Below are 24,628 nucleotides of genomic sequence, written 5' to 3' on the forward strand. Positions count from 1 at the left end.
TTCCGCCCCTTCCCTTCACCCTGGACCGGGAGGCCTTCCGGGTGGCGGGGGTGGGGGAGGTGGGGCTTCGGGGCCGGTACCCCTTCCGCCTGGACCTCCCCTTCCTTTACCGGGGCGTGGAGGGGCGGCTTTGGGCCCAGGGGGACCTCGAGGGGGGCAGGGTGCGCCTCGTTACCCCCTACGGGGAGGTGGCGGGGGAAGGCCCCTGGAAAGGGCTCCGCCTCCAGGGCCAGGGGGAGGTGCCCTTCCTGGGGGAGGGGAGGCTTTCGGGGAGGGTGGACCTCCTGGCCCTCGCCTACCGGGGGGAGACCTTCTTCCCCAAGGGAGGGCTTACCTTAAGCCTCTCGGGGCGGGGGGCGGATTTCCGGCTTTGGGGGAGGGGCCCGGGGCTTAGGGTCCAGGGGGAGGGGCTTCGCCTCCTCCTCCAGGCGGAAGGCTTGGACCTTTCCCCTTGGGGCCTCCCCCTGAAGGCCACGGGGACCTGGGGAAGCCGGGGGGGAAGGCTTCGCCTGGAAAGCCCCTACGGGGAGGCCCTTCTCCAAGGGGAAGAGATGCTTCGGGCCCGGGTGCGCTTCCTCGGGCCCTACCTGGAGGGAGAGGGGGAGGTTTCCCCCGAAGGCTACCGCCTCGCCCCCGCGGGCCCCCCCCCCCCCGGCGCGNTACCTGGACCCCTTGCCCTTCCGGGGGCGGGTGTGGCGGGAAGGGCTCTTGCGCTACGCCCTGGAGGGCCCCGTGCGCCTTGAGGGGGAGGGGCTTTCCTACCGGGGAAGCTTCGCTCTTCCCTTCCGGGCCCTGGGCCGGGAGGGGGAGGTGGCGGGGCAGTTCCAGGGGGAGGGGCTTTCCTTGGCCTGGGAGGGGGAGGGGCGGTTTGGGGGGCTTCCCTTCGCCTTCCAGGGCGGGTACGGGAAGGCCTTTGCCCTTGCCTTGCGCTACGCCGGGGGGGAGGTGGCCCTGGAGGGGGACGAGGTGCGCTTCCGCCTGGAGGAGGTGGCTCCCTTGGCGGGGGCCTTGGGGGTGGCCTTGAGCGGGCGGGCGGAAGGGGCGGTGGGCCTGGACGGGCGGGGCGAGGCGGAGGCGGCCCTTTCCTACGGGGGGGAGCCCCTGGCCCTGGCCTACCGGGGGGGGGAGGTTCGCCTTTGGCTTCCCAAGCGGGAGCTAGGCCTCGGTTGGCGGCCTAGGGAGGGAGAGCTGAGGGGCCTTGGGGCCTTGGCGGGCGGGGGGAGGCTGGACCTAAAAGGGGTGGAGGCGGCCTTCCGCTACCCGGGCCTCGTCCTAAGCCTCTCGGGGCCCTTTGGGGCCTTAAGGGTGCAGGGGGTTTACCGGGAGGAGGCCTTGGGGGAGACGGCCTTAGAGGCCACCCTGGACCTTTTGGGGCTTAAGGGGGAAGGGGTTTTGCGCCACGCCTCTCCCTACGCCCAAGGGGAGGTGGCCCTCACCTGGGAGGGCGCCCGCTACCGGGGGGAGGGGCGGCTTAAGAGCCTCCAGTACCTGGTCCAGGAGGGCCCTTTCTGGCTTTCGGGGGAAGGGGGGAGGGTGGAGGCCCTTTGGCAAGCCCCCTTGGCCCTGGAGGCGGCCTATGACGGGGGGCTTGCCTTCTCCTTGCGGGGAAAGGGCGAGGTCATGGGCTTTGCCTTGGAGGCGGATCTGGCCTATGGGGAGGCGGGGTACCAGGGGGCGCTCTTTGCAAGGGGCCAGGGGCTAAGGCTCACCGCCAAAGGGGAGGGCCCCTTGCGCTTCCTCGTGGAGGGGGAAGGGCTTCCGGGAAGCCTCCTGGCCCAGGGGGAGCTAAGGGGCCTAGCCCTTTCCGGGAAGGCCACGTACGCCCTCGAGGCGGGCAAGGCCAAGCTTCGGGCCGAGGCGGGCTTTTGGGGGGAGTTGCCCCGTTTCTCCCTGGAGGGGGAAGGGGCCTTGCAGGGGGAAGGGGCGAGCCTTCCCTTCCGCTTCGCCCAGGAGGGGTTTTCCCTGGCGGGACTTCGCCTGGTTTCGGAGGCGCCCGACTTACGGCTTCGCCTAGAAGAGGAGAGGCTTTCCCTCTGGGCCGACCTGGACCTCACCCCCTTTGGCCTTCCCGCCCGGCTCGAGGCCAAGGGGGAGGGCCCCTGGCAAGGGCCTTTGGCCTTCCGCCTGGAAAGGCCGGAGGGGGCGGTGGCGGGGCGGGCCTGGCTTTCCCCCTTGCGGGCGGAGTTCCAGGGGGAGGCTTACGGGGAGCGCTTTGAGGGGGCGTATGGAGCGGAGGGGCTTTCCCTCCGCTTCCAGGGGCCAAAGGTGGTGGGGGAGGCCCGGTACGGGAAGGCGCTTTCGGGGCTTCTCCAGGCCCGTTACCCCCTTTCCGACGGGGCCCTTTTGGCCGAGGTGGACCTAAAGGCGGGGCGGTTTGCCCTAAAGGGCGAGGGGGCTTTGGGGGGAGAAGGGGAGGGTACCTTCTGCCTGCCCAGGCCCTTGGGGGCGTGCCCGGGCCTCGAGGCCGCCCTCGCCCTGGACCTGGCCTACCGGGGGTTCGCCTTCCGGGGGGCCTACCGCTACCGGGCGGAGGAGGGCTACCTGGGGGCCTGGTCCGGGGAAGGGGTGGCGGAAAGCCCCTACGGCGGGGCGCGCTTCCTGGGGCGGGAAGGGGGCTTTGACCTGGTGGGGGAGGGGCTTCCCCTAAGGGGGAGGCTAGACCTCTTCCCCTTCCGCCTGGCCTACCGCTACGAGGGGCCCCTGCCCAGGGGGCTTGGGGAGCTTTGGGCCGAGGGGACCTACCCCGGGAAGTGGCTTGTGGGGCGGTACGCCTACGGGGAGGTGGGCCTAGGCCTGGAGGGGCTACCCGGCTTCAGGGTGGCCCTTTCCGGGAGGGGGGTGGAGGGGGAGGTGGGGCCAGAGGGGGTAGCCCTTGCCCTTTCCGGCTTCGCCTACGGGCCCTTGCGCCTTTCGGGGGAGGTGAAGGGCCCCTGGCGGCGGGTGGCCCTAAGCCTCCGCCTCGCCGCCTTTGGCCGGGAGGCGCGGGCGGAAGGGGAGTACGGGGAAGGGGCCTTGCGCCTCGCCCTGAAGGGGGACCTGGAGGGGGAGGTGGCTTGGGACGGGGCCTGGCGGGGGGAGGTGGCTTTCCGGGAAGGGCGGCTTTCCCTGGAAGGGGAAGGGCTTCCCCGGCTACGGGGGGTGGTCCTGGGGGAGGAGGTGGCCTTCGCCTGGCCCAGGCTCGCCCTTGGGGCCTTGCGCCTGGACCTCCTGGCCCGGGAGGCCTCGGGGGAGGCGCTTTTCTTAGAGGGCCTCCTCCCGGGAGGCCTCGAGGCCCGGGGGGAAGGGGAAGGGGTCCGGCTCGCCTACCGGGTGCCGGGGCTCGGCCTGCCCCTGGAGGGGCGGCTGGACCTGAGGGCCCTTTCCCTCGCCCTCACGAGCCCGGAAGGGGAAGGGGCTTTGGTCTACCAGGGGGGGCGGGTTGCGGGGAGCCTGGGCCTGAACCTCCGGGGCTTCGCCCTGCGGCTTGGGGGGGAGGGGGAGAAGGTGTCCGTGGCGGGGGAGCACCCCGCATGGGCCTGGTGGGCGGCGGGGGCGGGGCGCCTGGAGGGGGAGGTGGGCCTGGACGGGGCCTACCGCCTGGACTACCGAGCCGGGGAGGAGAGGGTGAGCCTGGAGGGGCGCCTCCTCACCGCCCGCCTCACCGCCCAGGGGCCCTACCTGGAGGGAAGCCTCGCCTACCCGCCGGAAGGGGAGCTCAGGGTGGACCTCCCCCTTCCCCCCTTGGAAAGCCGCTTCCAGGGCCGGGTGTACGGGGAGGGGTACGGGGTGGAGGGGGTGTTGGCGGGGGGCGTGGGCCGTGTGGAGGCCAAGGGGACCCTTCTCCCCTTGGCCTTGGACCTCACCCTGAAGGAGGCCGCCCTGGAGGACTTCGTGGGCCGGTACGCCCCTTACCTGAAGGGGCGGGTTTCGGGCGGCCTCGCCCTGAGGGGGGGCAAGGCGGAAGGGGCGGTGTCCGGCGAGGTGGCGGTGGCGGGGAAGCGGCTTTCCCTAAGCCTTAAGGGGCGCCTCCAAGGGACGGGCTTCGCCGGGGAAGGGCGCCTGGGGGAAACCCCCTTCCGGGTGGCCTTGGAGGGCGGGAGGCTGGACCTTAGGGCAAGCCCCCGGGGCTTCCCCCTCCACCTCCTCCTCGCTGCGGTGGCGGGGCCTTTGGAGGGGGAGGCCTACTGGACGGGGGCGGTGCGCCTGCGCCTTCCCCTCGCCGACCCCTGGCGGGGGGAGGGGGTCTTGGTGGGGGAAAGCCTGGTCTTCCGGGGCGGGGGGGATGAGCTTAAGGGCCAGGCGGCTTTCCGCCTCGAGGGGGGAAGGGTCTGGGTGGACGCCCTCCGCCTGGCGGGCCGGGGCGTCTGGGAGGGCGGGGGGTACTGGAGCCCAGAGGGAAGCGACCTTTACCTGAACCTGAAGGACACGGTCTTCACCCCGGTCCTGCAGGTGGTGCCCGCCTTGAAGCCCTACCGGCCCGAGGGCTCGGGAAGCCTCGCCTTGCGGCTCCAAGGGGATAGCTTCCAGGCGGGGTTCCAGGACTTCCGCTTCCGCCTTGGCCCGGTGGCGGGGTACCTGCCCCAAGGGCTCCTTTCCCTGAACGGGGGGGCTAAGGCGGAAGGGGAACTCACCCTAACGGCCCCCTTCCCCGGGCGGGCCAGGCTTGGCCTCGAGGGCCAGTTGGAGGACTTCCGGGTGAGCGCCAAGGGGGAGGTTTCCCTTCCGGGCCTCAAAGAGGCCACCCCGGCAGAGGTGGTCTTTCGCTACCCCACAGGCCTGGTGGAGGTTCGCCTAGGAGGGCTAGAGGCCCAGGGAACCCTCTTTCCCTTGCGGTTTGCGGGCTATGGCCGATTGAACTTGAGCTATCCTCGTCTCTACCTGCAGGAAGGGCTTTTGGACGTGAAGAGCTTTTTTCTATACCAAGAACGAGGAAACTACCACTTGACGGCCAACGCCGAAGTGGTGCGCGCTCGCTTGGCCTTTGCATCGGATGCCGAAAACGAGCCCAAAGAGCCCCAGAAAACGGTGCCTTCTGAGCCTCTACCCCTGGTGTTTGAGAATGTGCGTCTTTATGCCGAGAGGGGGGTTCTGATCCAAGAAAGCTTGGTCCAAGGTGAGGTGGGTGGGGAGCTGTACTTGGGCGGGTCTTACCAGGACCCATACCTTTCCGGGGAAGCCCACCCGCTAAGGGGAAGTTTTCGCCTGTGGGACGTTCTTTTCAACGTGGTGCCTGAGGGTAGCACGATCCGGTTTAGCCCTAGCCGCGGCATCCTACCCGAGTTCACCCTTCAGGCCACGGGCGAGGCGCGCGGCTATACCCTGCACCTCCAAGCGGAGGGCAGTTTTTTCCGCGAGAATGGCCGGGTCAAGCTCCGTTTGGACCCCAAGTTGACCACGGAACCGGAGTTGACCGAGTTAGAGGCGTACTCGCTCCTGATCCTGGGCACCAAGGATCTTGGCCAGGTTTTGGATGCCTTGCCCCAAGCCGTTTTAAGTGCTGCGTTGGAAAGTTTGTTGGTGGGCCAGTTGGAGCGGGAACTTGCACGGGTCTTGGGGGTAGACCAGTTTCAGATCCGTGCGCCCCTTTTCCAAGGAGGGGAGCTTGAGGACACCCGCTTTTCCGTGGGCAAATACGTGACGCCCAACCTGTTTTTGGGGTACGAGGTGGACCTCCGGGGAACGCAAAGCCTGTTTGCCCAATACCGGCAGGACAGGTTGACCTTTTCCTTGAGCTCGCAGTTCCCGGTGGGGGAGGGCACTTACCAAACCGTGGCCCTCCAGATAGGGTATGAGCTGACGCCTTCCTTGGGCCTTTCTCTGGGGATGGAAAGCGGGGAAAGCGTACGCTTTAGTGTGGGCGCCCTTTACCGGTGGTAGCATGGCCCCGGTATGCGCGCTTTGGCCAAGCTGACCCCCGAGGAGGGCCTAACCCTGGTGGAACGCCCCGTGCCCGAGCCGGGGCCTGGGGAGATCCTGGTGCGGGTGGAGGCGGCGAGCATCTGCGGCACCGACCTCCACATCTGGAAGTGGGACGCCTGGTCCCGGGGCAGGGTCCGCCCTCCCCTCATCACCGGGCACGAGTTCAGCGGGGTGGTGGAGCGGGTGGGTCCCGGGGTCAAGCGCCCCCAGGTGGGGGACCACGTGAGCGTGGAAAGCCACATCGTCTGCCACGCCTGCCCCGCCTGCCGCACGGGCAACTACCACGTCTGCCTGAACACAGAGATCCTGGGGGTGGACCGGGACGGGGGGTTCGCCGAGTACGTGGTGGTGCCGGCGGAAAACGCCTGGGTCAACCCCAAAGACCTCCCCTTTGCGGTGGGGGCCATCCTGGAGCCTTTCGGCAACGCCGTGCACACGGTGTACGCCGGGAGCGGGGTTTCGGGCAAGAGCGTCCTCATCACCGGGGCTGGCCCCATCGGCCTCATGGCGGCCATGGTGGCCCGGGCGAGCGGGGCGGGGCCCATTTTGGTCTCCGACCCCAACCCCTACCGCCTGGCCTTCGCCAAGCCCTACGCCGACCGGCTCATCAACCCCTTGGAGGAGGACCTCTTGGTGGTGGTCCGGCAGGTGACGGGAAGCGGGGTGGAGGTCCTCTTGGAGTTTTCCGGCAACGAAAGCGCCATCCACCAGGGCCTAAAGGCCCTCATCCCGGGGGGCGAGGCCCGGATCCTCGGCATCCCCTCCGACCCCATCCGCTTTGACCTGGCGGGGGAGCTCGTCATGCGGGGGATTACCGCCTACGGCATCGCCGGCAGGCGGCTTTGGCAGACCTGGATGCAGGGGACAGCCTTGGTCTACTCGGGCCGGGTGGACCTCACCCCCCTCATCACCCACCGCCTGCCCCTGAGCCGCTACCGGGAGGCCTTCCAGCTTTTGGCCTCGGGCCAAGGGGTGAAGGTAATCTTGGACCCGAAGGCGTAGTCCTTCCTAGGGTAGCCTCTTCCCGAAAGGGGGAAGAGGATGACGAGGAGGCGTTTCCTAGCGGCCCTTGCCGCCTTGGCCCTGGCCCGGGGGCAGGGTCTTCGGGTGGAGGTGGTGGCGGAGGGGTTGGAGGTCCCCTGGGCCCTCGCCTTTTTGCCCGGAGGGGGGTTCCTGGTCTCCGAGCGGCCGGGGCGAATCCGGCTGGTGCGGGGAGGGAGGGTGGGCCTGTACGCCGAGCTTCCCGTGTACCACCGGGGGGAGTCGGGGCTTTTGGGCCTCGCCCTCCACCCCCGCTTTCCCCAGGCGCCCTACGTCTACGCCTACCGCACGGTGGAGGAGGGAGGGCTTCGCAACCAGGTGGTGCGCCTCCGGCACGAGGGGGATAGGGGGGTTTTGGATCGGGTCATCTTGGACGGCATCCCCGCCCGTTCCCACGGCCTCCACTCGGGCGGGCGCATCGCCTTCGGCCCCGATGGGATGCTCTACGTGACCACCGGGGAGGTGTACGAGCGGGAGATGGCCCAGGACCTGGCCTCCTTGGGGGGCAAGATCCTGCGGATCACCCCGGAGGGCGAGCCCGCCCCGGGGAACCCCTTTTGGGGGAGGCGGGGGGCCCGGCCCGAGATCTATAGCCTGGGCCACCGCAATCCCCAGGGCCTCGCCTGGCACCCGGAAACGGGGGAGCTCTTCTCCAGCGAGCACGGCCCGAGCGGGGAGCAAGGCTTCGGCCACGACGAGGTGAACCTCATCCTCCCCGGGGGCAACTACGGCTGGCCCAGGGGGGTGGGCCGCCTGGGAGACGCCCGCTACCAGGACCCCCTCCACTTCTTCCCCCAGGGCTTCCCCCCGGGAAACCTGGCCTTTTGGCGGGGGGCGCTCTATTTGGCGGGGCTTCGGGGGGAGGCCCTTTTGCGCCTCGCCCTTGCGGGGGGCAAGGGGGCTTGGCGGGTGGCGGGGGTGGAAACGGCCCTTTCCGGCTTCGGCCGCCTGCGGGAGGTGCAGGTGGGGCCCGATGGGGCCCTTTACGTCACCACCTCCAACCGGGACGGCCGGGGCCGGGTGCGCCCGGGGGACGACAAGGTCCTCCGCCTCCTTTAGGCTTAGGGCGTGGAGCGTCTTTTGCCTTTCCGTTTTGACGAGGGGGAAGGGGTCTTCTGGCTTTTGGACCAGAGGCGGCTTCCCCTCGAGGAGGTCTGGGTGCCCGTGCGCACCGCAAGGGAGATGGCGGAGGCCATCCGGGCCATGGTGGTGCGGGGAGCCCCCGCCATCGGGGTTTCGGCGGCCTTCGGCATGGTCCTCGCCCACCTTCGGGGGGAAGACCCAAAGGAGGCGGACGCCCTCCTCCGCCAAAGCCGCCCCACGGCGGTGAACCTCTTCCACGCCCTGGACCGCCTGCGGCCCCACTGGGGGGACCTGGAGGGGAGCCTAAGGGAGGCCAAGGCCCTCTGGCGGGAGGTGGAGGAGACGGAGAGGGCCATTGGCCAGCACGGGGCCAAGGTCCTAAGGGGCCAGGTCCTCACCCACTGCAACACGGGGCCCCTGGCCACCGGGGGGTACGGCACGGCCCTGGGGGCGATCCTCGAGGCCCACCGCCAGGGGCGGGTCAGCCACGTGTGGGTGGACGAAACCAGGCCCTACCTGCAAGGGGCCCGGCTCACCGCCTTTGAGCTCATGAAGGCCGGGGTTCCCGCCACCCTCATCGCCGACAACATGGTGGGCTTCCTCATGCAACGGGGCTTGGTGGACGCTGTCATCGTGGGGGTGGACCGCATGGCCTTAAACGGGGACTTCGCCAACAAGATCGGCACCTACACCCTGGCGGTGCTGGCCCACCACCACGGGATCCCCTTCTACGCCGCCCTGCCCCTTTCCTCCGTGGACCCCACCCTGGCGAGCGGGGAGGGCATCCCCATTGAGGAGCGCTCCCCGGAGGAGGTGTTGGCGCTCAAGGGGGTGCGCCTCGCCCCCGAGGGCTTTCCCGCCTACCACCCCGCCTTTGACATCACCCCCCACCGCTACCTCACGGGGATCGTCACGGAAAAGGGCGTGCTCTACCCGCCCTTTGACGAGGCCCTTCGCCATGCCCTGGGCCTTTCTTGAAGCCCTTTTGGGCCACACCTGCCCGGGTTGCGGCGGCAGGCTGGACGAGCCTCTCCTCTGCGCCGCCTGCCGGGAGGGGCTTCGGGCCTGGGTCCAGGGGGAGAGCGTCTACCTGGGGCTCTACGGCCGGGTGGGGGGGCTCGCCCGAGCCCTGAAGTACGGGGGCCGGTCTGGCCTAGCCCCCCTCCTTGCCCGCCCCTTGGCGGAAGGCATCCTGGCCCAGGGCTGGGCGCTTTCGGGGGTGACGGCGGTGCCCACCCTCCTGACCCGGCTTCTCCGGAAGGGGTATAACCCGCCCGAGCTTTTGGCCAGGGAACTCGCCCGCCTCCTCCGCCTTCCCTACCGGCGGGTCCTCGCGCGGGTGCGCTACGCCCCGGGCCAGCCCACCCGGGGGCGGGGAAGGACCCAGCTGCCCCCAGGCCTCTTCGCGCCCAGGGTTCGGGTGGAGGGGGCCTGGCTTTTGGTGGACGACGTCCTCACGAGCGGGGCCACTTTCCTCCGGGCCAAGGAGGCCCTTTTCCAGGCGGGGGCGGAGAGGGTCTACGGGGCCTTCCTGGCGGTGCGGGACCCAGCGGCCTTGGGGCCCTACCGGTAAGGGCCACACTTTTTTGGACCGAAAGCCCTAGACTGGGGAGAAAGGGGGTGGACGTGAAGAAGCTTCGCCGCCTTCCGGACCTCCTCCCCCACCTTAGGGAAGGGCGCTACCGCTTGGGTCCCCACGTGGCCAAGCACATGCTCCAGGAGGGGTTCACCGAGCTGGACATCCTCAGGGCCCTGGAATGGGGCAGGGAGCTTTGCATCTACCCCGAGGACCAGCGGATGCTGGTTTTGGGCTACATGGTCTTCCCGCCCCGCCTGCGCCTTCCCTTGCACGTGGTTCTGGAGTACGCCAAGCCGCGGCACGTGGACATCGTCACCGCCTTTATCCCGAAGGAGCCCTACCGGGTGTACTCCAGGAAACGCCTCGCCGCCATCCTCCGCTTTGATGGGGCCTTGGAGGAGGTGCGCTGGAGCCTGCCCAAAGAGGCTTACCCCGCCTGGGAGTAGGCCCAGGCGGGGCAAGGGGCCTAGGCTTTAGCGCTTGAGTTCCCGGATCACCGCCTGGGTGAGGTCCGTGTCCTCGTCGGCGTAGACCACCAGGCCAGACTGGGCCGCCACCTGCCGGCTCATGACCACGGCGAAGCCCTGGGCCTTGGCCACCTTGGCGATGGCGGCGTCCACGTCCTCGAGGATGGGCTTCAGGACCTGGTTCTGCCGGTCCTGCCACTTCTTAAGGGTGTCCTGGTAGGTCTTGAGGAGGGCGTCGTAGTCCTGGCGCTCCTTGGCCGAGGCCTGCCCGGAGCGCACCTTCTGGTCCAGGGGCTTGAGCTTCTCCTCGAGGGGGGAAAGCTCCTTCTTGGCCTGGGACTGCACGTCCTGGACCTTCTTGTAGTCGGGATGGGCCTGGACCAGGGCGTCTGCGTCCACGAAGCCGATGCGGGTGGCCACGTTCTTGTTCTGGGCCAGCATGGGGGTAAGGAGGGCGCCGAGGGCCAGGAAAAGGGCCGTTAGGGGAAGCCGTTTCATGGGGTAAAGCCTATCTCCTTCCGGTTAGGCCAAGGTGAGAGAAGGCTCCCTTTCCCCTTGAGGGGGTGGGGGGTAGGATACTCCTTGGAGGTGAGAGGTATGCGCAAAGCTTTAGGGTTGGTGCTATTGCTGGTGTTGGGTTCCTTGGCCTTTGCCCAGCGGGCGGTTTCCTTCCGGCTCTCCTTGCCCCCTGCGGGGCTCGGGTTCGGCCTCGAGGCCCCCTTGGAGCGGAACCTGGCCTTCCGGGGCTTCGTGGACCTCTTTCCTGGCGGGCCGACTTTCCTGGTGGGCGGCGAGCTCCTTTTTAAGCCGGATCTGGGCGAGTTGGACCGGGACCTCCGGGGGATTAGGCCCTACTTTGGTGGGGGCCTTGCCGGGCGGTTCGCCCAGAATAGCGACCTTGGCCTTCACCTTTCCTTGGGGGTTGAGTTGCTGCTAGACCCCAGGACAGGCATTTTCCTGGACGGGGAGTACTTTTACCCCTTCGGAGGTGGCAGCAGCCATAGCCGTGCGGTGCTTGGGGCGACCCTGAGGTAAAGCCACACGCTATTCTCCCCGCCTAATGGGCGGGGACATTTTTCCTTTGACCCTAGGCTAATCTGGAGATGAAAGGAGGTTAAAGATGCTGGTCCGGGACTGGATGACCAAGGACCCCCTCACGGTAAGCCCCGACACCCCCGTATTGGAGGCCATCAACCTGCTGAAGCAAAAGGGCTTCCGGCGCCTGCCCGTGGTGAAGGACGGGAAGCTCGTGGGCTTGGTGACGGACAAGGACCTCAAGGACGCCATGCCCTCCAAGGCCACCACCCTCTCGGTGTGGGAGATGAACTACCTCCTCTCCAAGCTCACCGTGGAGGAGGTGATGGCCAAGCCCGTGGTCACCGTGGGGGCGGACGAGCCTTTGGAGAAGGCGGCCCTCCTCATGGAGGAGCGGAAGATCGGGGGCCTGCCGGTGATGGAGGGAGATGGGCTCGTGGGCATCATCACCGTGACCGACGTGCTCCGGGCCTTCATTGAGGTCTTGGGCCTGAAGCTTGGGGGCCTCCGCATCACCGTGGACATCCCCGATGTTCCCGGGGCGCTTGCCCAGATGGCCCAGGCGGTGCCCCCGGCCAACATCGTTTCCATCGCCACCGCTGCCCACCTCCAGGGCTACCAGCGCCTGGTGATGCGGGTGGTGGGGGAGGACGTGGAAGGGGTGCCCAAGCGGCTCCAGGCCGCCGGGGAAAAGGTGGTGGACGTCCGCCCGGGCTAGGCGCCGTTCCTGTAGGCGGGGTAGGAGCCCAGGACCTTTAGGAAGGCCGCCCGGCGGAGGAGACCCAAAAGGGCCTGGGCGGGCCCAGGGTCTTCCAGGTGGCCTTCCAGGTCCAGGTAGAAGAGGTAGCTAAAGGGCTTGTCCCGCCGGGGCCGGGACTCCAGCTTGGTGAGGTTCACCCCGGCCTCAGCGAAGACCTGCAAGGCCTCCAAAAGCCCCCCGGGGCGGTGGCGCACGGCGAAGACGATGCTCGTCTTGTGGGGGCCTTCCCCCTTTTGCGCCTCCTCGCGGCCGATGACGAAGAAGCGGGTGTAGTTGTGGGAGTAGTCCTCAATGTTTTCCGCCAGGACGGTGAGGCCATAGAGCTCCGCCGCCCGCCTCGAGGCGATGGCCCCCACCCCGGGCTCGGGGCTTTCCGCCAGGGCCCTGGCCGCCCCTGCGGTGTCGTAGACGGGGATGGGGGTGAGGCGGAGCCGGGCCAGGAAGCCGTCGCACTGGGCCAGGGCCTGGGGGTGGCTTTTCACCGCTTTAAGGTCTTTCAGCTCGGTGCCCTTAGGGGCGAGAAGGCAGTGCTCCACCCGGTGGACGATCTCCCCCACCACGTGGAGGTCGCTTTCCAGGAGGAGGTCGTAGGTCTGGTTGATGCTGCCGGCGGTGGTGTTTTCCACGGGCACCACGCCGAGCTCCACTTCCCCCGCCTCCACCGCCTCAAAGACCTGGTGAAAGGTGGGGAAGCCCACGGGGGTGGCGCCGGGGAAGGTCTTGAGGAGGGCTTCCTCGCTGTACGCCCCTTCGGTGCCCTGGAAGGCGATCCTCATGCCCTCCATGGTACAGGCACCCTGGACAGGGGAAAAAGGGCTGGCGTAGCATGGCCTTCGTGGCGCGGCTTCTCGTGGTGGACGATGACCCCCGCATCCGTCACCTCCTCGAGGTGGTCCTTTCCGGCTCGGGCCACGAGGTAGTCTTGGCCGCCTCAGCCAAGGACGCCTTGGAGTTCCTGCGGAAGGAAACCCCTGACCTCATCCTCCTGGACATCATGATGCCGGACATGGACGGCCTTACCCTGTTGGGCCGCATCCGGGCCGTGCGCCGCCTGAGCCGGGTGCCCGTCATCATGTTCACCGGAGGGGGAGGGGAGCTGGAGGGGCCAAGCCGGGCTTTGGGGGCCGACCTTTTCCTGGAAAAGCCCATCAGCGGGCGCCGGCTCAAGCAGGCGGTGGAAAGCCTCCTCTCCCGGGAGGGTTACCTCCTCCCCGGGGGCGAGCGGGTAGGCACCTTGGAGGAGGTGGGGGAGAGGCTTCGGCAGGCCCTGCCCGAGGAGGAGCGCTTCCGCCTCCTTTGGCGCAAGGCGCAAAGCCGCCGCGCCCTCCTCGCCAACCTGGTGGCCAAGGGCTGGACCGAGGCCCTTTTGCGCCGCCTGGTGCCGGGGGAGTACGACCTTTACGATATCCTGGGCCACCTGGCCTACGGCTGGCCCCTCCTTTCCCTGAAGGAGCGGGCCGCCCGGGCGGGGGACCCTCGTTTCGCCCCGCTTCTCCAGGAGTACCTGAGGGCGGGGCGCCTCCCCCTGGAGGGGGATGGCCTCCTGGAGGAACTGGCGGAAACCCTTTACGCTTAGGGGATGGCCGAGCTAGCGGAGGTTCACGAACCCGAGGCCTGGAACCGGTTGGTTTCCGGCTTCCCCATCACGAGCGCCCTCCAGTCCTTTGGCTGGGGGGAGGTGAAGCGGCTTTCCGGCTGGGAGCCCAAGCGCTTCGCCGTGTACGAGGGGGATAGGCTTTTGGGGGCGGCCCAGGTCCTCCTGAAACGCCTTCCCGGGGGGCTTCGCCTGGCCTACGCCCCCCGGGGCCCGGCCCTGTGGCGCCTCGCCGACCTCCCCCAGGTGGCCCGGGCCCTGGCCCAAGGGGTGAGGGGCACCCACCTGGTCCTGGAGCCGGAGGCGGGCCTTTTGGCGGAGGAGACGCCTCCCGCCTTTTCTGGTCTCTTGCCGGAAGAGCCCATCCAGCCCGGGTACTCCCTTTGGCTGGACCTCACCCAGGGGGAAGAGGCCTTGCTCAAGGGCATGAAGGAGATGCACCGCCGCAACGCCCGCCTGGCGCAGAAGCGCACCGAGCTTTTCGTGGCGGGGGAGGAGGCTTTCCCCGAGTTCTTCCGCCTTTTTGAGGAAACGAACCGGCGGGCGAAGCTTCTGCAACATTCGGAAGCGTACTACCGGGCGGTACTAAGGGAGATGAACCAGCCCTTGGGGGAGGCCTTCCTCGCCCTGGCCGCCAAGGAGGGCGAGCCCTTGGCGGCGGGGCTTTTCGTGGGGTTTGCGGGGAAGGTGGACTACCTCTATGGGGGGAGTAGCCGCCACCATCCCGAGGCCAAAGCCCCCATGGGGATGCACCTGATGGCCATCCGCCACGGCATCGCCCGGGGCTACCGCATCTACGACCTTTGGGGCGTCCCCCGGACCCCTGAAGGGAGCCACGCCGAGGGGATCTGGCGCTTCAAGGAAGGCTTTGGCGGGAAGAGGGTGCAGTTTCCCGCCTACACCCTGCCCCTCTCCCCCCTCTACCGCCCCTTGAAGGCCCTCCTCCGCCTGCGCAAGACCTGGGTGAACCTCAAGGTGCGGGGGAACCCGCGGGATGTCCTGGGGTAAAGGGCCTTGTCATCCTTCTCAAAGGCTTTTCGTTAGGGTGAGGGGCGTGGTGCGGTACCTCCTCCCCCTCGCCCTGGTCCTCTTCCTCCTCTTCCTTTGGGTTCGCCCCGGGCCTTCCGGGCCTTCCCCGGCCCCAGGGGTGCGCCTTCAGGGGGTGGAGCTCTGGCTCTTCCCCGAGGAGGAAGGGGTGAAGTGGCGCTTCCAGGCGGAGGAGATGGTGGAGGAGGGCGGGGTGTTCCGCATCCGGGGGGGGCTTTTTGGGGAGCGGTACGTGGGGGGGCGTCTGGACCTCAGGCTGAAAGCGCCCGAGGTGGTGGTGGAGCCTGGGGACAACCTGCGCGCCCCCTACGCCGAGGTGGAGATCCTAAGGGGTTGCTACCGCCTGGCCCTTTCCGCCCCGGGCAAGGGGGAGGTCCTCATCCGGCAGAAGGAAGGCTTCTTCGCCCCCTGGGTGCGGATAGAGGCCCCGAACCTCAGGGGCGAGGCGGAGGCCTTCCGCTCGGACTTCGCCTTGGAGCGCCTCGAGGCGCAAAACCCAAGGTTTTCCTTCCCCGCAGGGGGAAGCTTTGGTCCCTGCACCGTAAAAGGAGGTAGCTCATGAGAAAAATGGCGGCGTTGGCCCTTCTCGGTTTGGCCCTAGCGGCTTCGGGCGTGCGGGTCATTCAGGTGGAAGGCGGCAGGCTCTCCGGGGACCTGCGCTATGGCCCCTGGACCTTTGAGGGGGAGGTGAAAGGGCGGGTCAAGGACCTCCAGATCCAGGCCCCCAAGGCCACCCTCACCGCTCCCAAGGGCAAGACCATGCAGGAGGCGGAAGGGGAAAGGGAGGCCCGGTTTGAAGGGGGCGTGGTGGTGCGCCGGGGCCGGGTGGAGGCCCGGGGGCCCGTATTGGTCTACCGGGAGAAGACGGGGGAGGGGGAGCTCTTGGGGCCCGCCCGCATGCGCCAGGAGCCCAAGCCCGGGGAGGACCCCGTGGAGGTGGAGGCGAGCCGCATGACCTTCCAGGTGGACACGGACACCTCCACCAGCGAAAACGCCCTCCTCAGAAGCGGCAACCAGGAAGGGCGGGCCGGCTTCGTCTACTATGAGGAGGAAAAGGGCCTCGCCGTCTTCACGGACCCCAAGGAGGTGGTCCTCGTCCGCAAGCGCAAGGACGGGGACCTGGTCATCCGGGCCAAGGAGGTGCGGAGCCTCACCGGCTCCAAGCGCCTCATCGCCACGGGGGGGGTGCGCCTGGTGGACGGGGACCTGGTCACGGTGGGGGATAGCCTCTACTACGACGACACCACCGGGGAGGCCATCGTCTTGGGGAAGCCGGCTTTGAGCGAGAACAAGAAGGAAGGCTTCAAGCTTTCCGGAAGCACCCTCCTCCACAACGTGAACCGCCACCAGGTGCGGGTCTATGGCCGGACCTTCCGCCTGCCCACCGAGGAGTTTAAAAAGCTCGGGGAGAAGTGATGCGCCCTTTCCTCCTGGGCCTCGCCCTCTTCCTCCTTCTCGCCCTGGCCCAGGAGGCCTTCCGCCCCGAGGTGGAGCTCGTCCGCAAGGACAAGAAGGTGGTGGCCTGGGTGAGCGGGGAGGAGGATAGCCTCTTCTACGCCGACTACGGGGACCTAATGGTGGGGGTGTTGGAGGCCTTGGGCGAGGCCCAGGTGGCGGTGGCGGGGCGGGCCTTCTTCCGCGACGGGGGAAGCGCCGTGGACGAGGGGCTTAAGGTAGGGGACCGGGTGGAGGCCGCCTACAACCCCGATTACACGAAGGAGGGGCTTCCCCACCTCCTGCGCCTGCGCCGGGCGGGGGAGGGAAAAGGGGAAAGGTACCTCCGCCTCGTCCTCTTTGACCCCAGGGGGGTGGAGGTGCGCCTGGGGGAAGCGGTGCGGGCCACGGGGCCTTTGGCCGTGGTGGAGCGGGGGAGCGAGGAAACCCTTTTCCTCTCCGGGGGGGGCGCCCGGTACCTGGAGGAGGAGGGGCGCCTCGAGGTGAACCCCGCCCCCGGGGAGGTCTACGTGGAGGAAGGCGCCACCCGGGTGAAGGGGAGAAGGCTTCGCTACAAGAACGACACCGGAGAGGCCCTTTTGGAAGGCCCCCTGGAGATCAAGCGGGAAGGGGAAAAGCCCCTTTCGGGCAAGGCGGAAAGCCTCCGCTACCTCCTGGACGAGGAGGCGCTTTGGCTTTATGGGGTGGAGTTCGCCCAAGGCGGGCGCACCACCAAGGCGGACAGGGCCTTGGTGCGGGAGAAGGAGGGCTTCGCCTACCTCTTCGGGAACGTGGAAAGCCGGGACGAGAAGGGCTTTGTACGGGGGGAGAGGGTGCGCTACGCCCTGGAGAAGGGCGAGGTGGTGGTCTTGGGGAGGGTGGCGGGGGAGTTTAAGGACTAGGCGGGAACGCCCGCCATGAGGAGGCCAAGCCGCTCCTCCGTGGCCTCCTCCGGGGAGAGCTCCCCCACAATCCTCCCCTCGTACATGACGAGGATCCGGTCGGCGAGGTTTAGCACCTCGGAGAGGTCGGCGGAAACGAGGAGCACCGCCATCCCCTGGTCCCGGGCCTCTATGAGGCGCTGGTGGATGAACTCAATGGCCCCCACGTCCACCCCCCGGGTGGGCTGGGCGGCGACGAGGAGGCGGGGCTTCCTTAGCAGCTCCCTCCCCACCACGATCTTCTGCTGGTTCCCCCCGGAGAAGCGCCTGGCGGAAAGCTCCGTGGACCGGGGCCGCACGTCAAACCCCTCCACCAGGGCCTTGGCGTGGGCCTCCACCGCCTCGCCGTCCAGAAAGCCCAGGAAGCCCCGGAAGGGGGGCCTGTGCTGGTCGCCTAGGATGGCGTTTTCCCGCACGGAGAAGTCCAACACCAGGCCCCGGGCGTGCCGGTCCTCGGGGACGTGGCTCACCCCGAGCTCCCGCACCGCCCGGGCTAGGGAAGGAAGGGGCTTCCCCAGGTAGCGGGCCACCCCCTGGTGGCGGCGGAGGCCGGTGAGGGCTTCCACGAGTTCGGTCTGGCCGTTCCCCTCCACCCCGGCGATGCCCACGATCTCCCCCGCCCGCACCTGGAAGCTCACCCCCTTGAGCCGGGGCGGGGCGGCGAAGTTATCCAGCTCCAAGACCACCTCGCCGGGTCTGGCCGGGCCCTTTTGCACCCTCAAGACCACCTCCCTCCCCACCATCATCCGGGCGAGGGCCTCCAGGGAGGTTTCCGCGGTGTGCACCGTGCCCACCACCTTCCCGTCCCGGATCACCGTGACCCGGTCGGAAACGGCCAGCACCTCCTTGAGCTTGTGGCTGATGAAGATGGCGGCGTTGCCCTGGGCCACGTAGGCCCTGAGGAAGCGGAAAAGCTCCTCCGCCTCCTGGGGGGTAAGGACGGCGGTGGGCTCGTCCAGGATGAGGATTTTGGCCTCGCGGTAAAGGGCCTTGAGGATCTCCACCCGTTGCTGCAGGCCCACGGGGAGGTTTTCAATGCGCTCGTCCAAGGGAACCTGGAAGCCGAGCTCCTCCATGAGGCCTTGGGCGCGCTTCCTTGCCGCCTCGAGGTCCAGGTAAAGGGGGCTTCCGGGCTCCAGGCCCAGGACCAGGTTCTCCAGCACCGTAAACGGCTCCACCAGCATGAAGTGCTGGTGCACCATGCCGATGCCGGCGGCGATGGCGTCCAGGGGGCTTCTCGGCCGGTAGGGCTTGCCGTCCACCCACATCTCCCCCTCGTCCGGGAGCTGGAGGCCGTAGACGATCTTCATGAGGGTGGACTTTCCCGCCCCGTTTTCCCCCACCAGGGCCAAAACCTCGCCCCACTCCAGGTCCAAGGAGATGTGGTCGTTGGCGAGGACCAGGGGGAAGCGCTTGGTGATGTCCTTAAGGACCAGGGCCTTCTTCACGGGAGGAGTATACAAAAAGCCGGGGCAAGCCCCGGCTTTTCGCACGGCCCGCCTTAGCGGGTTTCCGGCACCTTGAGCTGGCCCTTGATGATCTGCTGCTTGAGCACCTCCAGCTTGCTCACCACGCTCGCCGGGATCAGGGCCTTGTTGTACTCGTCCAGGGCGTAGCCCACCCCGTTGTTGCTCAGGCCGAACTCCCGCACCCCGCCCTTGAAGGTCTTCTGCACCACGCTCTTGATGACCTCGTAGGTGGCCACGTCCACCCGCTTCATCATGGAGGTGAGGCCGTGGTTGAGGGTGGCGGGGTTGTTGTCCGTGTCGCCCAGGTAGTTCTGGTTGGCGTCCACGCCGATGAAGAAGAGGGGCGTGGCCTTGGTGCCGTCGGTGCCGCAGGCCTTGGTGTAGTCGGCGTACTTGGCCACCTTGGCGTAGGGGTCCGCCTTGCGCACGAAGCGGATGTTGCCGCCCTCCTTGAGGCACTTGGTCTGCTTCACGTAGTCAATGAGCCCGAGGCCCGAACCACCCGCGGCGGCGTAGATGATGTCGGCGCCCTGGCGCACCTGGGCGGCGGCGATCTCCTTGGCCTTGGCGGGGTCGTTCCAGGCGGCGGGGGTGTTCCCCACGTAGCCCACCAGGACCTTGCCCTGGATCTTGTCCTCCTTGAAGGCGTACTCCGCCCCGGCGCGGAAGCCCGCCTCAAACTTGTGGATGAGGGGGATGTCCATGCCGCCGATGAAGCCCACCACCCCGGTGCGGCTCATCTTGCCGGCGATGTAGCCCACCAGGAAGCTGCCCTCGTGCTCGCGGAACACGAGCCCCACGGCGTTGGCGAGCTTCCCTTCCCCGGGCACGGCGTCAATCACGGCGAACTTCACCTTGGGGAACTCCTTGGCCGTGGCGGTGATGGCGGGCTCGTTGGCGAAGCCCACGCCGATCACCAGGTCAAAGCCCTCCTCGGCGAAGGTGCGGATGCCCTGCCCCACCTGGGAGGGGTCGGCGGGCTCAAAGTCAAAGAGCTTTACCCCGAAGTCCTTGGCCGCCTTCTGCGCCCCTTCCCAGGCGGACTGGTTGAAGGAGCGGTCAAACTTGCCGCCGGCGTCAAAGGCGATGCCCACCCGCACCTGGGCCAGGCTTAGGCCCAGGGCTAGAACCCCAATAAGCGCCAGTACACGTTTCATGCTCACCTCCTGCGGCTATTCGCCAGGGGCTATTATACCCGGCGGTAAACTCAAGGCATGACCCTGGAGGAGGCGAGAAGGCGGATCAACGAGCTTAGGGACCTCATCCGCTACCACAACTACCGGTACTACGTCCTCAACGACCCGGAGATCTCCGACGCCGAGTACGACCGGCTTCTTCGGGAACTTAAAGACCTGGAGGAGCGCTTCCCCGAGCTCAAAAGCCCCGACTCCCCCACGGAGCAGGTGGGGGCGAGGCCCCTCGAGGCCACCTTCCGCCCCGTCCGCCACCCAAGCCGCATGTACTCCCTGGACAACGCCTTCAACCATGAAGAGCTGAAAGCCTTTGAGGAGCGGATAGAGCGCGCCTTAGGCCGTAAGGGGCCTTTTGTTTACACCGTGGAGCACAAGGTGGACGGGCTTTCCGTGAACCTCTACTACGAGGAAGGGGTCCTGGTCTGGGGGGCCACCCGGGGGGATGGGGAGGTGGGGGAGGAGGTGACGCAGAACCTCCTCACCATCCCCACCATTCCCCGCAGGCTCCAGGGGGTGCCGGAGCGCCTGGAGGTGCGGGGGGAGGTCTACATGCCCATAGAGGCCTTCCTCCGCCTCAACGAGGAGCTGGAGGAGGCGGGGGAGAAGGTGTTCAAGAACCCGAGAAACGCCGCCGCCGGCTCCTTAAGGCAAAAAGACCCCCGCATCACCGCCAAGCGGGGCCTGAGGGCCACCTTTTACGCCCTGGGGCTTGGCCTGGAGGAAAGCGGCGTGAAGACCCAGTACGACCTCCTCCTTTGGCTTAAGGAGAAGGGCTTTCCGGTGGAGCACGGCTTCGCCCGGGCCACTGGGGCCGAGGGGGTGGAGCAGGTCTACCAGGACTGGCTCAAAAAGAGGCGCACCCTCCCCTTTGAGGCGGACGGGGTGGTGGTGAAGCTGGACGAGCTTGCCCTTTGGCGGGAGCTGGGCTACACCGCCCGCGCCCCCCGTTACGCCATCGCCTACAAGTTCCCGGCGGAGGAGAAGGAAACCCGGCTCTTGGACGTGGTCTTCCAGGTGGGGCGCACGGGACGGGTGACCCCGGTGGGCCTCCTCGAGCCCGTCTTTCTGGAGGGGAGCGAGGTGTCCCGCGTCACCCTGCACAACGAAAGCTACATAGAGGAGTTGGACATCCGCATCGGGGACTGGGTCCTGGTCCACAAGGCGGGGGGGGTGATCCCCGAGGTCCTAAGGGTCCTAAAGGAGAAGCGCACCGGGGCGGAAAGGCCCATTGTCTGGCCGGAACGCTGCCCGGAGTGCGGCCACCGCTTGGTGAAGGAGGGCAAGGTCCACCGCTGTCCCAACCCCTTGTGCCCCGCCAAGCGCTTTGAGGCCATCCGCCACTACGCCTCCCGCAAGGCCATGGACATCCAGGGCCTGGGGGAGAAGCTCATTGAAAAGCTTTTGGAAAAGGGGCTTATCCGGGACGTGGCCGACCTTTACCGCCTGAGGAAGGAGGACCTCTTGGGCCTGGAGCGCATGGGGGAGAAAAGCGCCCATAACCTCCTCCGCCAGATAGAGGAGAGCAAGCACCGGGGCCTAGAGCGCCTCCTCTATGCCCTAGGGCTTCCCGGGGTGGGGGAGGTCCTGGCCCGCAACCTGGCGGCCCGCTTCGGCACCATGGACCGCCTCCTCGAGGCCTCCCTGGAGGAGCTTTTGGAGGTGGAGGAGGTGGGGGAGCTCACCGCCCGGGGGATTTGGGAAACCCTTCGGGACCCCGCCTTCCGTGACCTGGTGCGCCGCCTGAAGGAGGCGGGGGTGGAGATGGAGGCCAAGGAACGGGGGGGAGAGGCGCTAAAAGGGCTTACCTTTGTCCTCACCGGGGAGCTTTCCCGCCCCCGGGAGGAGGTGAAGGCCCTCTTGCGGCGCCTTGGCGCCAAGGTCACGGACTCGGTGAGCCGGAAGACGAGCTACCTGGTGGTGGGGGAAAACCCCGGGAGCAAGCTGGAGAAAGCCCGCGCCTTGGGCGTGCCCATCCTCACCGAGGAGGCCTTGTGGGGCCTCATCGCCGAGAAGACGGGGAAGGCGCCCGAGGCCCTTTTGGCCTAGCTGGGGCCAAAGAGCTTCTCCAGGGCCTCCTTGAGCCGGGAGCCGGAAAGCCCTAGGGCGCTGAGGGCCTTCTCGTAAAGCTCCGGGGTGAGAAGCCCCCGTAGGGCGGCAAGCTCGGTGCGGGAAAGGTTGGCCCCGTATAGGACGTGCTCCTCAAAGGAGGCCCACGCCAGGGGCACCCGGGCCTTGACGATCTCGGCGATGGCCTTGGCGTACTCCCTGATCTCCCACTGGGCCTCGGGGGCCAGGCGGAGCTTGAGGAAGTGGAAGAGGTTGTGGAGGTCCTGCTTCCAGTAGAACTCCGTGTAGAGGTTTAGGGGGAGGACCATGCGGGCCATCTCCCGGGCCACCCCCTTTTCCAAGAGCTTCTCGTAGGCCCGGTAGGCCTCCCTTTCCGACTCCAGGAGGAGGGACAAAGCTTCCTCGTCGGCGAGCTCGCCTTCCGAGCCCTGCTTGTTCCGCTTGGCCTGGCGGCGGAAGGCCCTAGGCTCGTAAAACTCGTCTTTAAGGACGGAGTAGCGCCCGGAAACCTCGTTCACGCTCGCCGTGCGGTGGCGGAACCATTGGCGCGCCACGAAGAGGGGGGCCTTGACGTGGAACTTGAACTCCACCATCTCAAAGGGGCTCGTGTGGCGGTGGCGCATGAGGTAGTCAATGAGGGCGGCGTCCTCCCGCACCGTCTTGGTCCCCTCCCCGTAGGAAACCCGGGCCGCCTGGACGATGGCGGCGTCATCCCCCATCACGTCCACCAGGCGCACGAAGCCCTTGTCCAGGACGGGAATCGCGTGTCCTAGCTCCATGCCCTAAAGTCTACTTGCCCCGTGGGCCTTTCCGGTCTACCCTGAGCCTATGCGGGCAAGGACCCCTTTCGCCTTCAATAAGGAAGCACGGGCGCTACCGAGGCCCTGGCCTTTTCCCTGTCGGCGGAGGGCGATAGGATAAATAGGCTTTGGGCGCTTGGCGCCTTTTGGAGAGTGAAGATGCTACGCTTGCCGGATTTTCCTTTGCCTGACCCCCGGGGGCGGTTTGGCCCCTACGGGGGGCGGTACGTTCCCGAAACCCTCATCCCTGCCTTGGAAGAGGTGGAGGCCGCCTACCTCGAGGCCAAAAAGGACCCCGCTTTCCTGGAGGAACTGGAGCACTACCTGAGGACCTTCGCCGGCCGGCCCACGCCCCTTTTCCACGCCAAACGGCTTTCGGAGTACTGGGGCGGGGCCCAGGTCTACCTGAAGCGGGAGGACCTCCTGCACACGGGGGCCCACAAGATCAACAACACCCTGGGCCAGGCCCTCCTCGCCCGGCGCATGGGGAAAAAGCGGGTCATCGCCGAAACGGGGGCGGGACAGCACGGGGTTTCCGTGGCCACGGTGGCCGCCCTCTTCGGCATGGAGTGCGTGGTCTACATGGGGGAGGAGGACGTGCGGCGCCAAGCCCTAAACGTCTTCCGCATGAAGCTCCTGGGGGCCGAGGTGCGGCCGGTGGCGGCGGGGAGCCGCACCCTCAAGGACGCCACCAACGAGGCCATCCGGGACTGGATCACCCACGTGCGCACCACCTTCTACATCCTGGGCTCCGTGGTGGGCCCCCACCCCTACCCCATGATGGTGCGGGACTTCCAGAGCGTCATCGGGGAGGAGGTGAAGCGGCAAAGCCTGGAAACCTTTGGCCGTTACCCCGACGCCCTGATCGCCGCCGTGGGGGGAGGGTCCAACGCCATCGGGCTTTTCGCCCCCTTCGCCTACCTGCCCGAGGGGGAAAGGCCCAGGCTCATCGGGGTGGAGGCCGCAGGGGAAGGCCTTGCCAGCGGGCGGCACGCCGCCAGCATCGGGGCGGGGAAGCGGGGGGTCTTGCACGGGAGCTACATGTACCTCCTCTACGACCACGACGGGCAGATCACTCCGGCCCACTCCGTTTCCGCCGGCCTGGACTACCCGGGGGTGGGGCCGGAGCACAGCTACTACGCCGATATGGGCATCGCCGAGTACGCCAGCGTCACCGACGAGGAGGCCTTGGAGGGCTTTAAGCTTTTGGCCCGCCTCGAGGGCATCATCCCCGCCCTGGAGTCCGCCCACGCCATCGCCCACGCCGCCAAGGTGGTGCCGGAGATGGGGAAGGACCAGGTGGTGGTCATCAACCTCTCGGGCCGGGGGGACAAGGACGTGACCGAGGCCATGCGCCTCCTTGGAGGGGAGCTATGACCACGAAGGAAGCCTTCGCCCAGGCCAAGGGGGAGGGGCGGGCCGCCCTCATCCCCTACCTCACCGCCGGCTTCCCCAGCCGGGAGGGCTTTTTGGAGGCGGTGAAGGAGGTACTTCCCTTCGCCGACCTCCTGGAGATCGGCCTGCCCTACTCCGATCCCCTGGGGGACGGCCCCGTGATCCAGCGGGCGAGCGAGGTGGCCCTGAGGAAGGGGATGAGCGTGCAAGGGGTCTTGGAGCTGGTGAAGGAGGTGCGGGCCCTCACGGACAAGCCCCTCTTCCTCATGACCTACCTGAACCCCGTCCTGGCCTGGGGGCCGGAGCGCTTCTTTAGCCTCTTCCACGGGGCGGGGGCCACGGGGCTCATCCTGCCCGACCTCCCCCCCGACGAGGACCCCGCCCTGGTGCGCCTCGCGCAGGAAATCGGCTTGGAAACGGTTTTCCTTCTCGCCCCCACCTCCACGGAAAAAAGGATAGAGACCGTGGTCCGCCACGCCACGGGCTTCGTCTACGCCGTGTCCGTCACCGGGGTCACCGGGGAGCGGGAGCGCCTGCCCGAGGAGGTAAAGGACCTGGTGCGCCGCATCCGGGCCAAGACGTCCTTGCCCGTGGCCGTGGGCTTTGGGGTTTCCGGCAAGGCCACGGCCGCCCAGGCGGCGGTGGCGGACGGGGTGGTGGTGGGGAGCGCCCTAATCCGGGCCTTGGAAAGGGGGGAGCCCCTAAGCCCTCTCCTGGCCGAGATCCGGGAAGGGCTTTACCTGAAAGAGCCGGTCTGAGACTTGCGCCAAAGAGCCTGCCCGGGTACCCTAGAGGGTACCCGGATCCCCCGCTAGCCTCCTCTGC

General features: G+C 67.9%; 21 protein-coding genes. 16 read left to right on the forward strand and 5 right to left on the reverse strand.

The annotated features are described in order from the left end of the window. Positions 1–690 precede the first annotated feature (690 nt). From LXN00_RS04970 to LXN00_RS04995, 6 genes are read left to right on the forward strand one after another with little or no spacing between them, the layout of a single operon-like run. Positions 691–5,856: a translocation/assembly module TamB domain-containing protein gene (locus LXN00_RS04970; protein ID WP_234506152.1), complete on the forward strand. Its 5,166-nt coding sequence runs from the start codon at positions 691–693 to the stop codon at positions 5,854–5,856. 12 nt (positions 5,857–5,868) lie between these two features. Then, positions 5,869–6,900, forward strand: a complete 1,032-nt coding sequence (tdh, locus tag LXN00_RS04975; protein WP_234505645.1) for an L-threonine 3-dehydrogenase — start codon at positions 5,869–5,871, stop codon at positions 6,898–6,900. A 39-nt stretch (positions 6,901–6,939) separates the two neighbouring features. Then, a complete protein-coding gene (locus tag LXN00_RS04980; protein ID WP_234505648.1) occupies positions 6,940–7,998 on the forward strand; it encodes a PQQ-dependent sugar dehydrogenase in 1,059 nt (352 codons plus the stop codon). Between the two features lie 9 nt (positions 7,999–8,007). After that, the gene (gene mtnA, locus LXN00_RS04985; protein WP_234505651.1) at positions 8,008–9,000 is read left to right on the forward strand and encodes an S-methyl-5-thioribose-1-phosphate isomerase; all 993 of its coding nucleotides are present in this window, start codon (positions 8,008–8,010) and stop codon (positions 8,998–9,000) included. Then, positions 8,981–9,595, forward strand: coding sequence for a ComF family protein (locus tag LXN00_RS04990; protein WP_234505653.1), 615 nt, complete (start codon positions 8,981–8,983; stop codon positions 9,593–9,595). Before mtnA ends, LXN00_RS04990 begins: the two co-directional genes overlap by 20 nt. 53 nt (positions 9,596–9,648) lie before the next feature. Continuing rightward, complete coding sequence (locus LXN00_RS04995) at positions 9,649–10,047, forward strand: DUF4258 domain-containing protein (protein ID WP_039456264.1); 399 nt, start codon at positions 9,649–9,651, stop codon at positions 10,045–10,047. Between the two features lie 27 nt (positions 10,048–10,074). Here LXN00_RS04995 and LXN00_RS05000 read toward each other — a convergent pair whose 3' ends face one another. Further along, complete coding sequence (locus tag LXN00_RS05000) at positions 10,075–10,566, reverse strand: OmpH family outer membrane protein (protein WP_234505657.1); 492 nt, start codon at positions 10,564–10,566, stop codon at positions 10,075–10,077. Between the two features lie 99 nt (positions 10,567–10,665). Here LXN00_RS05000 and LXN00_RS05005 point away from each other — a divergent pair, with 99 nt between their 5' ends. Further along, positions 10,666–11,103 carry a hypothetical protein gene (locus LXN00_RS05005; RefSeq protein WP_234505660.1) on the forward strand — a complete coding sequence of 146 codons (438 nt, stop codon included), beginning with the start codon at positions 10,666–10,668 and terminating at the stop codon, positions 11,101–11,103. An 85-nt stretch (positions 11,104–11,188) separates the two neighbouring features. Continuing rightward, entirely contained in the window at positions 11,189–11,821 is a 633-nt protein-coding gene (locus tag LXN00_RS05010) for a CBS and ACT domain-containing protein (protein ID WP_234505663.1), read from the forward strand. On the opposite strand, the gene pheA is transcribed toward LXN00_RS05010, so the two are convergent. Further along, the gene (gene pheA / locus LXN00_RS05015; protein WP_234505665.1) at positions 11,818–12,639 is read right to left on the reverse strand and encodes a prephenate dehydratase; all 822 of its coding nucleotides are present in this window, start codon (positions 12,637–12,639) and stop codon (positions 11,818–11,820) included. The two genes, LXN00_RS05010 and pheA, sit on opposite strands and share 4 nt — an antisense overlap. A 50-nt stretch (positions 12,640–12,689) precedes the next feature. On the opposite strand from pheA, the gene LXN00_RS05020 reads away from it, so the two are divergent. The 5 genes from LXN00_RS05020 to LXN00_RS05040 are packed head-to-tail and all read left to right on the forward strand — an operon-like array spanning position 12,690 to position 16,840. Further along, positions 12,690–13,439, forward strand: a complete 750-nt coding sequence (locus LXN00_RS05020) for a response regulator (RefSeq protein ID WP_234505668.1) — start codon at positions 12,690–12,692, stop codon at positions 13,437–13,439. A gap of 3 nt (positions 13,440–13,442) precedes the next feature. Continuing rightward, positions 13,443–14,465: a lipid II:glycine glycyltransferase FemX gene (locus LXN00_RS05025; RefSeq protein ID WP_234505671.1), complete on the forward strand. Its 1,023-nt coding sequence runs from the start codon at positions 13,443–13,445 to the stop codon at positions 14,463–14,465. Positions 14,466–14,511: 46 nt separating this feature from the next. After that, the gene (locus tag LXN00_RS05030) at positions 14,512–15,066 is read left to right on the forward strand and encodes a hypothetical protein (protein ID WP_234505675.1); all 555 of its coding nucleotides are present in this window, start codon (positions 14,512–14,514) and stop codon (positions 15,064–15,066) included. After that, positions 15,063–15,920, forward strand: coding sequence for an LptA/OstA family protein (locus tag LXN00_RS05035; RefSeq protein ID WP_234505678.1), 858 nt, complete (start codon positions 15,063–15,065; stop codon positions 15,918–15,920). The genes LXN00_RS05030 and LXN00_RS05035 overlap by 4 nt, the downstream gene beginning before the upstream one ends. Beyond that, positions 15,920–16,840 (forward strand): hypothetical protein, encoded by a 921-nt coding sequence (locus LXN00_RS05040; RefSeq protein WP_234505681.1) that lies wholly within the window; start codon positions 15,920–15,922, stop codon positions 16,838–16,840. The genes LXN00_RS05035 and LXN00_RS05040 overlap by 1 nt, the downstream gene beginning before the upstream one ends. On the opposite strand, the gene LXN00_RS05045 is transcribed toward LXN00_RS05040, so the two are convergent. Both LXN00_RS05045 and LXN00_RS05050 read right to left on the reverse strand, forming a co-directional pair. Beyond that, positions 16,837–18,327, reverse strand: coding sequence for an ABC transporter ATP-binding protein (locus LXN00_RS05045; RefSeq protein ID WP_234505683.1), 1,491 nt, complete (start codon positions 18,325–18,327; stop codon positions 16,837–16,839). The genes LXN00_RS05040 and LXN00_RS05045 overlap by 4 nt on opposite strands. A 53-nt stretch (positions 18,328–18,380) precedes the next feature. Next, positions 18,381–19,505, reverse strand: coding sequence for a BMP family lipoprotein (locus LXN00_RS05050; RefSeq protein ID WP_234505687.1), 1,125 nt, complete (start codon positions 19,503–19,505; stop codon positions 18,381–18,383). Positions 19,506–19,562: 57 nt separating this feature from the next. Between LXN00_RS05050 and ligA the strand changes: the two genes are divergently transcribed. Then, a complete protein-coding gene (gene ligA, locus LXN00_RS05055) occupies positions 19,563–21,587 on the forward strand; it encodes an NAD-dependent DNA ligase LigA (protein ID WP_234505689.1) in 2,025 nt (674 codons plus the stop codon). Here the strand turns inward: ligA and thyX are convergent. Continuing rightward, positions 21,584–22,387 carry an FAD-dependent thymidylate synthase gene (gene thyX, locus LXN00_RS05060; protein ID WP_234505693.1) on the reverse strand — a complete coding sequence of 268 codons (804 nt, stop codon included), beginning with the start codon at positions 22,385–22,387 and terminating at the stop codon, positions 21,584–21,586. The two genes, ligA and thyX, sit on opposite strands and share 4 nt — an antisense overlap. 180 nt (positions 22,388–22,567) lie before the next feature. Here thyX and trpB point away from each other — a divergent pair, with 180 nt between their 5' ends. Together trpB and trpA are read left to right on the forward strand one after the other, a co-directional pair. Next, on the forward strand, positions 22,568–23,785 hold the full coding sequence (trpB, locus tag LXN00_RS05065) for a tryptophan synthase subunit beta (RefSeq protein WP_234505696.1): 1,218 nt from the start codon (positions 22,568–22,570) through the stop codon (positions 23,783–23,785). Continuing rightward, entirely contained in the window at positions 23,782–24,561 is a 780-nt protein-coding gene (trpA, locus tag LXN00_RS05070; RefSeq protein ID WP_234505699.1) for a tryptophan synthase subunit alpha, read from the forward strand. Before trpB ends, trpA begins: the two co-directional genes overlap by 4 nt. Positions 24,562–24,628: the final 67 nt, after the last annotated feature.

The organism is Thermus brockianus, assembly GCF_021462505.1.
Taxonomy (GTDB): Bacteria; Deinococcota; Deinococci; order Deinococcales; family Thermaceae; genus Thermus; species Thermus hydrothermalis.

Excerpts from the sequence above, each read along its gene's own strand:
- LXN00_RS04990 (WP_234505653.1), top strand. The coding sequence starts at position 8,981 with ATGCCCTGGGCCTTTCTTGAAGCCCTTTTGGGCCACACCTGCCCGGGT.
- LXN00_RS05025 (WP_234505671.1), top strand. The coding sequence starts at position 13,443 with ATGGCCGAGCTAGCGGAGGTTCACGAACCCGAGGCCTGGAACCGGTTG.
- trpB (WP_234505696.1), top strand. The coding sequence starts at position 22,568 with ATGCTACGCTTGCCGGATTTTCCTTTGCCTGACCCCCGGGGGCGGTTT.
- tdh (WP_234505645.1), top strand. The coding sequence starts at position 5,869 with ATGCGCGCTTTGGCCAAGCTGACCCCCGAGGAGGGCCTAACCCTGGTG.
- LXN00_RS05040 (WP_234505681.1), top strand. The coding sequence starts at position 15,920 with ATGCGCCCTTTCCTCCTGGGCCTCGCCCTCTTCCTCCTTCTCGCCCTG.
- LXN00_RS05005 (WP_234505660.1), top strand. The coding sequence starts at position 10,666 with ATGCGCAAAGCTTTAGGGTTGGTGCTATTGCTGGTGTTGGGTTCCTTG.
- LXN00_RS05050 (WP_234505687.1), bottom strand. The coding sequence starts at position 19,505 with ATGAAACGTGTACTGGCGCTTATTGGGGTTCTAGCCCTGGGCCTAAGC.
- ligA (WP_234505689.1), top strand. The coding sequence starts at position 19,563 with ATGACCCTGGAGGAGGCGAGAAGGCGGATCAACGAGCTTAGGGACCTC.
- LXN00_RS05035 (WP_234505678.1), top strand. The coding sequence starts at position 15,063 with ATGAGAAAAATGGCGGCGTTGGCCCTTCTCGGTTTGGCCCTAGCGGCT.
- trpA (WP_234505699.1), top strand. The coding sequence starts at position 23,782 with ATGACCACGAAGGAAGCCTTCGCCCAGGCCAAGGGGGAGGGGCGGGCC.
- LXN00_RS04980 (WP_234505648.1), top strand. The coding sequence starts at position 6,940 with ATGACGAGGAGGCGTTTCCTAGCGGCCCTTGCCGCCTTGGCCCTGGCC.
- LXN00_RS05000 (WP_234505657.1), bottom strand. The coding sequence starts at position 10,566 with ATGAAACGGCTTCCCCTAACGGCCCTTTTCCTGGCCCTCGGCGCCCTC.
- LXN00_RS05020 (WP_234505668.1), top strand. The coding sequence starts at position 12,690 with ATGGCCTTCGTGGCGCGGCTTCTCGTGGTGGACGATGACCCCCGCATC.
- LXN00_RS05010 (WP_234505663.1), top strand. The coding sequence starts at position 11,189 with ATGCTGGTCCGGGACTGGATGACCAAGGACCCCCTCACGGTAAGCCCC.
- thyX (WP_234505693.1), bottom strand. The coding sequence starts at position 22,387 with ATGGAGCTAGGACACGCGATTCCCGTCCTGGACAAGGGCTTCGTGCGC.
- pheA (WP_234505665.1), bottom strand. The coding sequence starts at position 12,639 with ATGAGGATCGCCTTCCAGGGCACCGAAGGGGCGTACAGCGAGGAAGCC.